A 14,597-nucleotide genomic window follows, 5' to 3' on the forward strand; every position below is an offset into this window, starting at 1 on the left:
AAGCGCGGTAGATCCCCTCTTCATCGTGCTGCTTCCCGAGGTTATGCATGCGTGCAATGCACTTCGAGCGTTTCGAACATGTTCCGAAAATTCTGCAACTGCCCGACCCGACGCCAAGCGATGACGGCGTGGTGATCAAAGTGGCGGCCACCGGCATCTGCCGCAGCGATTGGCACGGCTGGATGGGGCACGATCCGGACATTGCATTGCCGCACGTGCCGGGACATGAGTTCGCCGGCGAAGTGGTCGCCTTGGGAAAACGCATCTCGGGCTTTGCGATCGGCACCAGGGTCACCGTGCCGTTCGTGTCCGGGTGCGGGCGCTGTGCGCTGTGCCACGGCGGCGATCAGCAAGTGTGCTCGAACCAGTTCCAGCCCGGCTTCACCGCATGGGGATCGTTCGCCGAATATGTCGCGATCGATTTTGCCGAAACGAATCTGGTCAGACTGCCGGAAAGCATCGACAGTGCGACGGCGGCAAGCCTGGGATGCCGGTTTGCCACCTCGTTTCGGGCCGTGGTCGATCAGGCCAGAACCGGCCCTGGCGAATGGGTCGTGGTACATGGCTGCGGCGGCGTCGGGCTTTCGGCAGTGATGATCGCAGCGGCACTGGGAGCGCAGGTGATTGCGGTGGACATCTTCGACGACAAGCTGGCATTCGCCGTCGAATGCGGCGCGGTCGCAACGGTCAACGCGTCGAAAGCGGCCGACACGGTGGAGGCGATTCGCGAGATCACCAAGGGCGGCGCGCATGTTTCCATCGATGCGCTCGGCAGCCCCGCGACCTGTTTCAACTCCATCAGCAACCTGCGGCGGCGCGGCCGGCATGTCCAGGTGGGACTGATGCTGGGCGAACACGCCACGCCCAGGATCCCGATGGCGCAGGTGATCGGCCACGAACTGGAGATCTACGGCAGCCACGGGATGCAGGCGTGGCGGTACGATGCCATGCTGGAGATGATCCAGGCCGGGAAGATCGCACCACAACGGCTCATCGGCAAAAGGGTGGGCCTGGACGAGGCCATTGCAGTGCTGACCGGCATGGACGCTACGCGCGACCTCGGCATCAGCGTCATTGATCGCTTCTAGCGCATATCGCCGCCGGCATCCTGCGCACCTGGGCGCACATTGATGGGCCGGCCGGGAGCGTAAACGACTGGCCTGCAAAACGAAAAACGCGGCGCAAGCGCCGCGTTCTGGTGTGGAGAAGCGAGCCGGGATCAGCCGGCCTTGGCGACGGTCTTCTTGGCGACGGCCTTCTTGGCCGGGGCCTTGACCACGCCCTTCTTGGCAACCGGGGCAGTTGCACCCACGACAACCTTGCTCACCGCGTGCGAACGCGAATTGCCGTAGCTGGCGTTGTAGCGCTTGCCCTTGGCGGTCTTACGGTCACCCTTACCCATTTCGTCGACTCCTGAATGTGAATACAAATTCCCGTGCTGGCACGGGTCTGGCGAGGTTTCACCGGCGGCGCCCTCGCGCAAGGCCGACAAGCCTACCACGGCGGCTCCGGCCAGCGTAGCAGGGCTGCGTCCGACCCGACCTGCGAGCTGGTCCGGCTACAACACGCGCGTGCCGTGGCGAGCAGTCATCAGATGGGCGCGAGCGACGCAAAGCAAACCGGACGTGCGGATGAGAATATCGACTCTGCCGCGCTGGCCTGGCGACTCCACAGCCGCGTCGTTAGCGCTTCTCAATGCACACAACTGGCGTCGTGGACATGCCCATGTCCGTGATTCAGGCGCAGATTGACCAGGTGCGCGATGCCGACCAGGGCGCCGCCCAGCGTCATCACCACCGCATGCGGCACCACCGAATGGTGCAGTGGGTCGTACAACAGGCCCACCCAGAGCAGGACCAGGCCCGGCAGCAGCAGCGCCAGCGCGTGTAGCGCCTTGTGCCGGCGATACCCGAGCACCAGGCTGAAAAGACCCAGCAGCGTCACGAACACCACGATGGCCAGTTCCACCTCCTCACCCAGCCAGAACGACAGGCCCAGCGAAGGCGCCAGGGCCAGCACCAGTGGCAGTACCGCACAGTGCACGGCGCACAGCAGCGACCCGGTTGCGCCGAAGCGATCGAGAAGATGACGAAGGGTCGGTAGAGGCATAACGTCCAGCAGGTGCTCGCGGCAATGTGGAATAATATAACATCTTACTGTTCCAGCCCCGCATCACTGCATCGCGCAGCCATGCGGGTCTTGCCGCGGCGCAGCGGGAAAGCTGCGTCTTACCACTGATACAAAGTAACAATTACAGAGCCCCGCCCACCATGCCCGCTAGTCTCGCTCCCTCATTTCTCCGCTCCGCGCTCTCGCTGGCCCTGACCAGTCTGCTGGCCCCTGCCCTGGCCATGGCCGAAGACGCCCCGGCCGATGCCGACCCGCAGACGCCGCCGGCATCGGACAGCCGCCACGACGCCACCCATTCCAGCGGACGGCATATCAAGGACCTGGACAAGGTCGTGGTCACCGCCAGCCCGCTGCGCGATGCCGCCGGCGAGCTGAGCCGCTCGGTGGAAGTGCTGGCCGGCGAGCGCCTGGATGAGGTGCGCAGTTCCAGCCTGGGCGAAACCGTGGCCAGCCTGCCGGGCGTGCAGAGCTCCAACTTCGGCCCCGGCGTGGGCCGGCCGATCATCCGCGGCCTGGACGGCCCGCGCGTGGCGGTGCTGCGCGACGGGCTGTCCACCCAGGACGTGTCCACCGTCAGCCAGGATCATTCGCCGGCGATCGAGCCGTTCCTGGCTAACCAGATCGAGGTGCTCAAGGGTCCATCCACCCTGCTGTACGGCTCCGGCGCCATCGGCGGCGTGGTCAACGTGGTCGACGGACGCATCGCCGAAACGCCGGTGGACGGCTTCAGCGGGCGCGCCGAAGTGCGCTTCGACGGCGGCGACAAGGACGGCAATACCGACATGTTCCGCGTCGATGCCGGCAACGGCAGCGGGCTGTCGATCCATGCCGATGGCGTGTACCGCAACCAGAACGACTACGACACCCCGCGGGGCCGCCAACTCAATAGCTGGATCGATTCCAAGGTGGGCTCGATCGGCGCCTCGCTGTCCGGCGACTGGGGCTTTGTCGGCCTGTCGGCCTCGCGCTTTCGCGACAACTACGGCAACCCCGGCGAGCCGGGCGACCCGTCCATCGGCGAGCGTGGCGTCTCCCTGAAATTGCAGCAGGACCGCTACGACCTCAAGGGCGGGCTGACCGATCCGTGGGGCGAAGGCAGCGCGCTGCGCTACAGCTTCGGCCACACCGATTACGCGCATACCGAATTCGAAGGCGACGAAGTGGGCACGGTGTTCACCAAGCGCGCCAACGAGGGCCGTGTGGAAGCATCGTTCACCTTCGGCGGCGGCTGGCAGACCGCGTTCGGCCTGCAGGGCAGCGACACCACCTTCCAGGCGATCGGTGAAGAATCCTTCGTGCCCAAGACCGATACGCGTTCGCTCGGTGCATTCGCCGTGGCGCGCAACAGCTGGGAGCGCGTCACCGCCGAAGTCGGTGCGCGCGTGGACAAGGTCAAGTACCAGACCGACATCGGCGTGGACCGCGATTTCACCCCGACCAGCTTCTCGGCCAGCGGCGGTTTCCGCTTCAACGAGCAGTGGCGCCTGACCGCCAGCCTGGACCACGCCGAACGCGCGCCGGCCGAAGAAGAACTGTTCGCCAACGGCCCGCATATCGCCACCCTCGCCTTCGAGATCGGCAATGCGGATCTGAAGACCGAAAAGGCCAACCAGGCGGAGTTGGGTTTGAACTTTCAGAACGAGTGGGTGGATGCCAAGGTGGCGGCGTACTACAACCGCTACAACGACTTCGTCTACATCGTCGACACCGGCAATCAGTGGTTCAACGAAGAAGACAACGACTTCCTGCCGATCCGCCAGTGGACGCAGGCCGATGCGATCTTCCACGGCTTCGAGGGCGAGGCCACCTTGCATCTGGCCAACAACGACAACGGCGCATGGGACCTGCGCGTGTTCGGCGACACCGTACGCGCGCGCTTGAGCGACGGCGGCAATCTGCCGCGTATCGCACCGGGCCGTTTCGGTACGCAGCTGCGCTGGAATGCGGAGCAATGGCGCGCATCGCTCGGCGCCACCCGCACCCTGAAGCAGGACAAGGTCGCAGTGAACGAAACCCCGACCGACGGCTACACCTTCGTCGATGCTCACCTGGCCTATCACATGGACCACGGCAGCACCGCATGGGAAGTGTTTCTGGATGGCAATAACCTCACCAACCAGGACGCACGCGTGCATACCTCCTTCCTCAAGGACGACGTGATGCTTCCCGGCCGCAGCGCCTCGTTCGGCGTGCGCCTGTTTTTCTGACAGCGGATTCTCTTTCCGGCTGAATGGAAGCGAGGCCGCCTTCGGGCGGCCTTTTTATGCGTGTTGCTGACGCATCAGCGCATGCGGTAGTGGCGACACCACGCCTGCAGTCGCGTTCGTCGCTGCGCGCGTCGGTCCAACAGAGAAGATGTGATCGGCGCTGCACCGCAAGCAGACACGGCCGTCTCCACGAGGTGAAACGCAGCCATCGCTGCTGCGTTGCACAACAGGCTGCGGCGCATCTGGGGTTAAAACTTCATTAGCACTGCGTTGACAGGGGGCGCAAGCGACGCGATAGCGCGGGCGCACGCGTGCACTGCCTGCCGATGCATGCACACCATTGCGTGGCTCGGCTGCGTTCTTGCACTGACACAAGGAGCCTTGCGCATGCGTTTTTCCTCACCCCGCTACGCCCTCTCGCTCGCCATCGCCGCCGCGCTGCTGGCACCGGATGGCCGCACGCAGACCATCACGCCTGCCTCGGGCAATCAGGACGCCACCACGCTGGATGCGGTCATCGTCAGCGGTACCGCGCGCTTCAAGGGCCTGGCCAAGCGCGACGCCAGTTTTTCGATCACCACGGCCAGCCCGGAGCAGATTCAGCAAGCGGTGCCACAGAGCACCGCAGACCTGCTCAAGATCGTACCCGGCGTGTGGGCCGAGCCCAGCGGTGGCGGGACCGGTGCCAATATCTTCGTGCGCGGCATGCCGTCCGAAGGCGATGCACCGTTCGTGACCATGCAACTGGATGGCTCACCGCTGTTCCCGCCGCCGAGCTTGTCGTTCCTGGAAAATTCCACGCTGTTCCGCGTCGACGATACGATCGAACGCATGGAAGTGTTGCGCGGCGGCTCCAGTCCCATCTTCTCCAACGGCCAGCCCGGACTTACCGTCAATTTCATCCAGAAAAAAGGCCAGGACGAACCCGAAGGCAGCGTGCGTGTGACCGGCGGCAACAATGCCTTGCGCCGGATCGACCTGTTCAACAGCGGGCCGATGGGCAATGGATGGTATTACAGCATTGGCGGTTTCTTCCGCGAGACCGACGGCGTACGCGACCCGCAGTTCTCCGCCGACAAGGGCGGTCAGTTCAGTGCCACCTTGAGCAAACGCTGGGACAGCGGCGAGTTGTCGTTCTATGCGCGGCATACCGACGACAACAACGCGTTCTATACCGCGATTCCGCTGCTCTCGCGCAATAACGGCAACGACCTGTCCAGCTTCCCCGGCTTGAACGCCCAGACCGGCACCCTGCTCGGCCGCGACTTCCGCAATGTGGGTCTGCTGATCGGCCCCAACGGCCAGACGCTGCGGCGCGATCTGGCCGACGGACGTGGCGTCAACATCGATGTGTTCGGCGGCGAATGGAACTGGGAAAGCGGCGGCTGGACCGTTGCCGACCGCTTCAACGTGATGAGCGGCAGTGCGCCGACCTACGCGCTGTTTACCGGCGATGCGCCGCAACGCCTAGGCGATTTCATTGCCGGTTACGGCAGCAGCGGTAGCGCCAGTTACACCAATGGCGGCGGCGCGGTAGACCCGAATCAGCAGGTGCTCGAAGCCGGTTGGTGGTCCGTGGACAAGCGCCTGAATTCCTTCACCAACGACCTGCGCATGAGCCGCGAGTTGTTTGCCGGCAATACGCTGACAGTGGGCGCGTATTACGCCAAGTATTCGTCTGCCGACACCTGGTACCTGGGCAACACCATGCTGCTCACCGCGCAAAACAACGCGCGCCGCATCGATGTGGCATTGGACGATGGCCGCCAGGCCACGCGCCAGGGTTTTACCAGCACTGCTTTTCTCAACCTGCGCGCCAAGTACAACGGCGAAAACATCGCTGCCTTCGTCGCCGACGAGTGGGAACTGAGCGAGCGCCTGCGCCTGGACCTGGGCGCGCGCTACGAGCGCCAGAGCGTCACCGGCGATGTGCACGACACCGCCACCGTGGATCTGGATGGCACCCCGACCACGCTGTACGACAACGCCACCTCACTGGCACTGGCGACCACGCGGCGCATCGATCAGGACGATGAGGCGTTTTCGTGGACGGCCGGCTTGAACTTCACGCTCGATCAGAACAACAGCCTGTTTGCGCGGGTCAACTCCGGGGTGAAGTTTCCCGGCTTCGACAACCTGCGCGATGGGCAAACCCGGGTACAGGACGTGGATCAATACGAGCTGGGCCTGAAGTCCGGCACCAATGCATACGATGTGTATCTCACCGCGTTCTACAACACCTTCAAGAACTCACCCTTTCAGGCGTTTCTGGCCAATGGCCAGAACTTCACCGCGGTGGGCGACTCGCGCGCGCGCGGTCTGGAAGTGGAAGGGGCGATCCGTCCATTCGGTGGTTTCGAACTGGCGGGTACCGGGGTGTGGCTGGATGCGAAGTACCGCAACTATCGCGAATTCACCGGCAACCAGGTGATGCGCCAACCCAAGCGCCAGTTCCGCATCACGCCCAGTTATTACTGGATGCTGCCGTTCGGCGATCTCAAGGTATTTGCCACCTACTCGTCCATCGGTGATCGCTTCGCGGATCTGGCCAACAGCCAGCGCCTGCCCGCGTACGACATGCTGGATATCGGCGCCAACCTGCATGTGGACGAACATTGGGAAATCACCGCCAGCGGCAGCAACGTCACCGACACGCTGGGCCTCACCGAGGGCAACGTGCGCGTGCCCGGCGCGGCCACCGGCGGGGTCTTCATGGGCCGGCCGATTGCCGGGCGGCAGTACCAGATGTCGGTGGCCTACCGCTGGTAGATCGGCCTTCCACCGACCCGCGCAGCAGCAGAGATTGCTGCGCGGATGCCCGCACACGGCGCGCGCTGCTTCACCGCATTGTCGCGCCGACGGATGCAATGACCGTCGCCCGGCATTGCGAAACGCTGCCTGACGGCAACGCGAGCGCCTTCGCCACACGCACCAGGCGGTGCAAGCACTGAAGCGCTAGCGCTCTTGAAAGCGGCACCCGATACGATGCAGGACTGCGCATTTCGATAGCTTATTCCGATCGACACCATCTCTCTTTCAAAATTTCGCGGGAATTTTTGCACGCGAAATTTCGCGTGTAAGACGCAACTCGACAAACAGGTCGTAAATTGCGCGACGCATCACGCAGATACCACCGATTGCCGCCCTTGCAGGCAATGATTTCCCGCCCTTTACTCTAGGTAGTGGCGCTGTCGACGCGTCGCCAACATCGGCTGCATCGACATGCACAGGGGAATCGAGTCACGACCTGACCGCATGCATTCCATCAATGGAGCGTTTTTAGCTTTCGCGAGACAAACAGAGCGGTGCGCCGACCGACATGGCCAAACCCTTCCTATCTTCCCTGCCCCACTACAGAAACCATTCCATGACACTGCCTACCCTGCGACGAATGCCGCTGCATTGCGCTTGTTTGCTGGCGCTTGGTCTCTCCTCGCTGGCAGCCAATGCTGCAGCAACCGGTGCTGATGCGCCGATTAAAACGACATCCAGCACAAAGGACGCCAGCGACCCGCTGTTCCGCTACCAATGGCATCTGCTCAATCAAGGCCAGCCGGTGTTCGGCGACCAACGTCCGCAGCCAGGCGTCGACCTGGATGTGGACATGCTGCACGCGGTCGGCATCCGCGGAGCCGGAGTCAAGGTGGCGGTCGTCGATGATGGGCTTGAGATCGCGCATGAGGATCTCGTCGACAACATCGTCGCCGGCGGCTCGCATAACTTCTTAAATGGCTCCAACGATCCGACGCCGCCGGCGGATGCAATCGATACCGACCACGGCACTGCCGTCGCCGGCATCATCGCGGCGCGTGGATGGAATGGATTGGGTGGACGCGGTGTTGCACCCGAGGCGACGTTGGCTGGCTTCAACGCACTTTCCGAGAGCGACGGGAGCAAGCAGTACGTCGACATCCGTTACTCCTGGGGCGATGGGCCCGAGGCCCGTGCGATGGATGTGTTCAATAACAGCTTCGGTGTCCAGGCGGCGGCCTATCAATTCAGCGATGTCGACGAGCAACGTTCCCTGGAAAAACTGATGCGTGCCCAGCGTGGCGGCAAGGGCGGTATCTACGTCAAGGCAGCTGGCAATGATTTCAAGACGCTGGTCGATGTGGATGCACAGGGCAAGCTGATCGATCGCTGCAGCGACCAGACCCGGCAGCTTGGCGTCGCCTGCGGCAGTGCCAATGTCGACAACCTCAACAGCCTGACCCCCATGATCGTGGTGGGTGCAGTGAACGCCAATGGGGTGCGTGCAAGCTACTCATCGCCAGGATCCGCCTTGTGGGTGTCCGGACTCGGTGGGGAGTTTGGCTTTCAGCGCCGCTTCGACCCGCATCCTGAGACCTTCAGCCCGAAGACTGCATTGCTCGCTGCGCAAGGCCCGCAGCCCTTCTTCTCACCGGCGCTCGTCACCACCGATCTGAGCGGATGCGCTTCGGGCAACAATCGCGATCGCACACGCGCGCCGCAGAACGCGCTGGATACCAGCCACTCCACCATTGATGCATCGTGCAACTACAGCGCACGGATGAATGGCACCTCCGCGGCCTCACCAACGGTTGCAGGCGTCGCAGCGCTGATGCTGAGCGCCAACCCGCAACTGACGCTGCGCGATGTCAAATACATCCTGGCCACGACCGCGGTGCAGGTCGATCCCAATCAAGCCAAGGTGTACTACAAGAACGCCTTGATCGAGCCTGCCTGGATCACCAATGCGGCCGGTCACCGTTTCAGCAACTGGTACGGATTCGGTCTGGTGGATGCCGCCGCTGCGGTGGAGCGCGCTGTGCATTTCACTCCGCTGCCTGCAATGCAGGACACCGAATGGACCGTCTATGATGGAAAAAGCAGCACCATTGGCGGTATCGGGTCTCCGGCGCGATTGGCGATCGACATCAAGCAGTCTTTCAAGGTGGAAGGCGTACAGCTGTACTTCGCCGGGACGCACAAGGACCCCCGCAACCTGCGCGCAGTGCTGGTCTCGCCCAGCGGCACCCGCAGCACACTGATGACGCCGTTTTCCACGCTCGATCAGAGTGACGAGGGCTTCGTTGTCTTCCTGACCTCAAGCAATGCTTTCCTGGACGAGCCGGCAGCCGGTCGCTGGACATTGGAGGTGGACGACATGCTCGCCGACAACGGCAAGGAACAACTACAGGAATTCGAAATGCGCGTGGTGGGCCACTGACATGAAAACCTCTCTGATCACGCTGCTGTGCGTCGCTGCAGCCAGCCTTTCCGCACCCGCATCGGCACAGGTGTTCGATAGCGCACGCCTGCGTGCTGCCGCGACCGGACAAACCATTGCGGTAGGCCATGCCAATTTCCGGCTGATTCCAGGTGCGCTGGTACGGCAAGTCGACGCCACGCGCAGCGCTGCCACCCTGCAATCGCTACAAGGCACGCAGACCAGCGCGAATGCGCCAGTTGCCCGCATCGATCGTTACGCGATCTACCTCGACAACGCGCGCGCCGCGAACTCGGTCGCGCGCACCATGGGCAGCGAACCGCCGGCGACCGTGGTTGCGGCACTGGAAACGCGCAGCGGCCAGCTGGCATTGCTTGGCGCTTCGATCAAATTGTTCGACACCACCCCCGTCATCGCACGTGCACTGGCCACGCGCACAGGCGGCAGGTTGATCTATGCCTCTGCCATCGATGGCAGCGCGATGATCGGCTACGACTCGGTGAGCACGGCATTGGACAATTGCCGACAGCTGCAAGGCAGCAACGGGGTGGGAGCGATCAAGCCGGAAGTGATTCAGCGGGCGGCGCGGCCGTTGTGAGGCGGCCACACTAAAACCTCGGCAGGGATGCGTGCCACGCTGCTGCGGTGAGGATGTCGCATGCAGCGATGGCGCAGCCGGCCCTACACCGGCAGCGGGCTACGCTCTGCAAACTGACCGCGCCAATAGGGGTAATAGGGGTACGGTGGCTCCACTGCGCTGGCCTGATCCAGGCGGGTACGCTGGTCTTCGGTCAACGACCAGCCCACCGCACCGAGGTTTTCGCGCAACTGCACTTCATCGCGTGCGCCGATCAGCACCGTGCTCACGGTGGGCCGCTGCAACAGCCAGTTGATGGCGATCTGCGGGACGCTGCGGCCGGTCTCTGCGGCGATGGCATCGAGCGCATCGACGATGGCGAACAAGCGCGCATCCTCGATCGCGAGGCCGGCCGCGGCAGTGGCATGCAGACGGCTGTGTTGCGGCAACGGCTGACCGCGCCGCAGCTTGCCGGTCAGCCGTCCCCAACCGAGTGGGCTCCACACCACCGCACCAATGCCCTGGTCAATGCCCAGCGGCATCAGTTCCCACTCGTAGTCGCGCCCGGCCAGCGAGTAATAGGTCTGGTTGGCGACAAAGCGATTCCAGCCGTGCGCATCGGCCACCGCCTGCGATTTCATCAGCTGCCATCCGGCGTAATTGGAAGCGCCCAGATAGCGCACCTTGCCCGCGCGCACCAACCCGTCGAGCGTGGACAAGGTTTCTTCCATCGGCGTCAGCGCATCGAAGGCGTGCAGCTGCAGTAGATCGATGTAGTCGGTGCGCAAGCGGCGCAACGATGCGTCCACCGCACGCAGCAAACGGAAACGCGACGCGCCGGCGTCGTTGGGGCCATCGCCCAGGCGCAGGCCGGTCTTGGTCGAGATGATCACCTGATCGCGGCGGCCTTGCAGCGCCTGGCCGAGGATGTCTTCGGATGCGCCGTCGGAATACACATCGGCGGTGTCGAACAGGTTGAGCCCTGCATCGAGGCATAACGCGATCATGCGGCGCGCCTGCGCCACATCGGTGTCGCCCCAGGCAGAGAATAATGGCCCTTTCCCGCCGAATGTGCCGGCGCCCAGGCCGAGCACGGGCACCTTGAAACCGGAACGGCCGAGTAGACGGGTTTCCATCGAATGACTCCTTGCAATGTTGGATAAAGGGATGCGCCGCGTCATCGCTGACCGCTCGCGCATCTGTATTGGCCAGCAGCGATGCGGCGTATCGAGATCGGCCTGGCGCGCACGGCGCCACCGCGGCCATGACCAGCGCGCGATGAGCTCACCCCATCTGCGCGCAGACCGATGGCGCAGCAGTGCGGCGGCGTTGCAAGTGCACGCTCCACAGCGCGATCCCCAGCCCGATGGCACTCAACACCGCGGCCACCCACGGCGTTGCGACAAGGCCGGCCTGCGTGGCGATCACCACGCCCCCCAGCCATGCGCGACGCCGTGGTCGCCGGCCAGGGCATCGCGGTGCATTCGTACTGGCACATCGCCGACGAACTGCGCAGCGGCCGGCTGGTCGAAGTGATGCGCGACTACCCGCCACCCACCTCGCATATCAGCGCAGTGATGCCGGCGCGCCAGCTGCAACCGCCGCGGGTGCGTGCGTTTGTGGAGTTCCTGCTGGAGCGGCTGGGCGAACAGCCACCGTGGGAAGTGCCGACGTAGCGCCCGCGTGCGGGAGCTGCGCAAGCCGGGGTTGGCAGTTCACGCGACGATTGCGCAGCCGCGCAACGCGCGTGCCGGTCGTGCGACACGGCCCGCGGCGAGGTCTGCGACCTGTGACTGGCGACCGGAACGACGGCATCGACGACGCGCAAGCTGCGTGGCGCGCGCCCACTGCGCGCATTCGATGGCAGTGCACAACGCGCAGCTCTTGGCATGATGCCGCGCATGGCTCCCCCTGCATCAGCTGCCTCGCCGCTGCGGCACCACGTCGGCAGGTGTGACCCGCTGCTCCCGGGCAACCGCGCTGATCAGTGCTTGCGTCGATCAACGCCCGCCGCGCAGCAGGCGCTTGTGCAGGCTGCGGCGCTGCGCATCGCTCAACAGCGGCCCATGCGTACGCAGCAGGCCAAGGATCTGCAGATGCGCCTGTGCGGTGCGCCGGTCCAGCTCTGCGGCGGCAGCGTTTTCTAGCCGCTTCCATTCGGCGGGACTGGTCGGCGTGGGGACGCTGGAACGTTTTGCGGGCATGGCATGACAACGGTGCAGGAGACCGAACACATGATACGGCCGGCACGTGAGTGGTCTATCAGTGCCGACGCAATGCCCGCGCAGGGCCAGCTGCAACCGCAGGCGCGCTTTTCCAGCGGACGCGACCTCACAGGCTGCGCCGCATGCCTTGCCGCCGACACCACCCGCACTCTTGTACGATCGGTGCCATCGCGGCTGGGCCGCATTGCATCGTCGACGGGTTTCCGCATGTCTTCGCTGACCGAGTTGAGCACGCTATTGCGGCGTCATGCCCCCGGGGAGGGCATGCATGCCACGCAGATTGCGAACACCCGGGCATCGCGGATGCCGGCGAAAAACGTGCTTGCCTTGGCCGCCACCTCGGTGACGCTCTGGCCCTTGCCGGTACGCTCGTCCCACGGGCGCAACGTGACGAATGCCATGCCGGTATTCTGGCCGCTACCGGCAAAACTGAAGCCGGTGACGGCAAAGATGCCGGCCACAGACGCCTTCTGATCGACCAGGAAGTGATGCTCCACCTGTTTGAGCACATCGCTGGTCCGTGCATCGGTGGCACCGGGCGGCAACTGCACCAGCATGAACAAGGTGCCCTGGTCTTCGTCCGGCAGGAAGCCCACCGGCAACTTCATGAAACCCACAACTACCAGCGCCAGCAGCACAGCATAGGCGAGCATGTAGCGCCAGCCCTTGCCCAGCATGTGCCGAACCACGCCCTGGTAGCCGGTATTGCCGCGATCGAACAGGCGGTTGAACCAACCGAAGAACCCGGTGGTCGCCAGATCGTGGCCCTGGTGCACCGGCTTGAGCAAGGTGGCGCACAAGGCCGAGGTGAGGATCATCGCCACCAGCACCGATAAGGTCATCGCAGAGACGATCGTGATCGAGAACTGTCGGTAGATCACACCGGTGGAACCGCTGAAGAACGCCATCGGCACGAACACCGCCGCAAGCACCAGCGCCACGCCGACCAGCGCACCGGAGATCTGGTCCATCGATGTACGCGTGGCGTCCTTGGGCGACAACTGCTCCTCGCCCATCACGCGTTCGACGTTTTCCACCACCACGATCGCATCGTCCACCAGCAGGCCGATCGCCAGCACCATCGCGAACATGGTCAAGGTATTGATGGTGAAACCAAACGCCGCAAGCACGCCGAAGGTGCCCGGCAACACCACCGGCACCGCAATGGTCGGGATCAAGGTGGCGCGGAAGTTCTGCAGGAACAGGTACATCACCAAGAACACCAGCACTACCGCTTCCACCAGCGTGTGCGCCACCTGCTCGATGGAGATGCGCACGAACGGCGTGGTGTCGTACGGCTTTTGCACCTTCATGCCGGGCGGGAAAACTTTTCCTGTTCGTCCAGACTTTTATCGATCGCGCGTACCGTATCCAGCGCATTCGCACCGGTGGCCAGCTTGATCGCCAGACCGGCCGCCGGCTTGCCGTGGTAGCGGCCCACCGTGTTGTAGCTTTCGCTGCCCAGTTCGATCCGCGCCACATCGCCCAGCCGCACCTGCGAGCCATCGGCCTGCGTGCGCAGCAGGATATTTTCGAATTCCTGTGCGGTCTTCAGCCGTGTCTGCGCGGTGATGGTGGCGTTGAGCTGCTGGTTGGCCACCGCCGGCAAGGCACCCAGCTGGCCGGCGGAAACTGGATCGCGGTGCGCACGTCCACCGGGGTGAGCCCGAAATTGCTCAGCTTGTTGGGGTCCATCCACACCCGCATCGCGTACTGCGAACCGAACAAGGTGGTGTCGCCCACGCCTTCGACGCGCCTGATGGTTTCCTGCACGTTGGCAGCCACGTAATCGGACAGGTCCGAATCGCTCATGCTGCCGTCTTCGGAGGTAAAGGCCAGCACGTTGAGGGAGTTGGTGGCCGATTTGGTCACCGTGACGCCCTGCTGCTGCACTTCCTGCGGCAACAACGGCGTGGCCAGCGACAACTTGTTCTGCACCTGCACCTGCGCGGTGTCCGGGTCGGTGCCGTTTTCGAACGTCAGGGTAATGGTCACCGCACCGCTGGATTCGCTGGTGGAGGCCATGTAGCTGAGGTGATCCAGCCCCTTCATCTTCTGCTCGATGACCTGGGTGACGGTGTCTTCCAGCGTCTGCGCCGAGGCGCCCGGGTAGTTGGCAGTGATGGCGACAGCCGGCGGTGCGATGCTGGGATATTGCGCAATCGGCAAGGTGGCGACGGACAGGATGCCGGCCAGCATCACGATGATGGCCAACACCCAGGCGAAGATCGGACGATCGATAAAGAAACGTGCCATGACGTGTGATC

9 protein-coding genes and 4 pseudogenes are annotated in these 14,597 nt (G+C 63.9%); 7 read left to right on the forward strand and 6 right to left on the reverse strand.

The features are described 5' to 3' along the window. The first annotated feature begins 47 nt into the window (after nt 1–47). Nucleotides 48–1,088: a zinc-dependent alcohol dehydrogenase family protein gene (locus XBLMG947_RS09500; protein ID WP_065468057.1), complete on the forward strand. Its 1,041-nt coding sequence runs from the start codon at nt 48–50 to the stop codon at nt 1,086–1,088. 131 nt (nt 1,089–1,219) lie between these two features. On the opposite strand, the gene XBLMG947_RS09505 is transcribed toward XBLMG947_RS09500, so the two are convergent. Both XBLMG947_RS09505 and XBLMG947_RS09510 read right to left on the reverse strand, forming a co-directional pair. Beyond that, nucleotides 1,220–1,402 (reverse strand): 30S ribosomal protein THX, encoded by a 183-nt coding sequence (locus tag XBLMG947_RS09505; protein ID WP_065468058.1) that lies wholly within the window; start codon nt 1,400–1,402, stop codon nt 1,220–1,222. Nucleotides 1,403–1,692: 290 nt separating this feature from the next. Continuing rightward, on the reverse strand, nt 1,693–2,109 hold the full coding sequence (locus XBLMG947_RS09510) for a MerC domain-containing protein (RefSeq protein WP_065468059.1): 417 nt from the start codon (nt 2,107–2,109) through the stop codon (nt 1,693–1,695). A gap of 161 nt (nt 2,110–2,270) precedes the next feature. Here XBLMG947_RS09510 and XBLMG947_RS09515 point away from each other — a divergent pair, with 161 nt between their 5' ends. The 4 genes from XBLMG947_RS09515 (at nt 2,271) to XBLMG947_RS09530 (ending at nt 10,126) form a co-directional block, all read left to right on the forward strand. Continuing rightward, nucleotides 2,271–4,337, forward strand: coding sequence for a TonB-dependent receptor (locus tag XBLMG947_RS09515; RefSeq protein WP_065468061.1), 2,067 nt, complete (start codon nt 2,271–2,273; stop codon nt 4,335–4,337). Between the two features lie 387 nt (nt 4,338–4,724). Then, nucleotides 4,725–7,106, forward strand: a complete 2,382-nt coding sequence (locus XBLMG947_RS09520; RefSeq protein WP_065468062.1) for a TonB-dependent receptor — start codon at nt 4,725–4,727, stop codon at nt 7,104–7,106. 598 nt (nt 7,107–7,704) lie between these two features. Beyond that, complete coding sequence (locus tag XBLMG947_RS09525) at nt 7,705–9,528, forward strand: S8 family serine peptidase (protein WP_065468063.1); 1,824 nt, start codon at nt 7,705–7,707, stop codon at nt 9,526–9,528. A gap of 1 nt (nt 9,529) precedes the next feature. Then, nucleotides 9,530–10,126 carry a hypothetical protein gene (locus tag XBLMG947_RS09530; RefSeq protein WP_065468064.1) on the forward strand — a complete coding sequence of 199 codons (597 nt, stop codon included), beginning with the start codon at nt 9,530–9,532 and terminating at the stop codon, nt 10,124–10,126. An 83-nt stretch (nt 10,127–10,209) separates the two neighbouring features. Here XBLMG947_RS09530 and XBLMG947_RS09535 read toward each other — a convergent pair whose 3' ends face one another. Further along, the gene (locus XBLMG947_RS09535; protein ID WP_065468065.1) at nt 10,210–11,241 is read right to left on the reverse strand and encodes an aldo/keto reductase; all 1,032 of its coding nucleotides are present in this window, start codon (nt 11,239–11,241) and stop codon (nt 10,210–10,212) included. A 148-nt stretch (nt 11,242–11,389) separates the two neighbouring features. Continuing rightward, a pseudogene (locus tag XBLMG947_RS21435) lies at nt 11,390–11,551 on the reverse strand (MFS transporter); the annotation flags it as partial. On the opposite strand from XBLMG947_RS21435, the pseudogene XBLMG947_RS09540 reads away from it, so the two are divergent. After that, nucleotides 11,548–11,781: pseudogene (locus XBLMG947_RS09540) on the forward strand (LysR substrate-binding domain-containing protein); the annotation flags it as partial. The pseudogenes XBLMG947_RS21435 and XBLMG947_RS09540 sit on opposite strands and share 4 nt — an antisense overlap. A gap of 324 nt (nt 11,782–12,105) precedes the next feature. Here XBLMG947_RS09540 and XBLMG947_RS09545 read toward each other — a convergent pair. Further along, complete coding sequence (locus XBLMG947_RS09545) at nt 12,106–12,309, reverse strand: hypothetical protein (RefSeq protein ID WP_065468067.1); 204 nt, start codon at nt 12,307–12,309, stop codon at nt 12,106–12,108. Between the two features lie 30 nt (nt 12,310–12,339). Here XBLMG947_RS09545 and XBLMG947_RS23605 point away from each other — a divergent pair. After that, a pseudogene (locus XBLMG947_RS23605) lies at nt 12,340–12,651 on the forward strand (AraC family transcriptional regulator); the annotation flags it as partial. Here XBLMG947_RS23605 and XBLMG947_RS09550 read toward each other — a convergent pair. Beyond that, nucleotides 12,612–14,586 (reverse strand): annotated as a pseudogene (locus XBLMG947_RS09550) (efflux RND transporter permease subunit); the annotation flags it as partial. The pseudogenes XBLMG947_RS23605 and XBLMG947_RS09550 overlap by 40 nt on opposite strands. Between the last annotated feature and the right edge of the window lie 11 nt (nt 14,587–14,597).

Origin of the sequence: Xanthomonas bromi, assembly GCF_900092025.1 — a bacterium.
Classification (GTDB): Bacteria; Pseudomonadota; Gammaproteobacteria; order Xanthomonadales; family Xanthomonadaceae; genus Xanthomonas; species Xanthomonas bromi.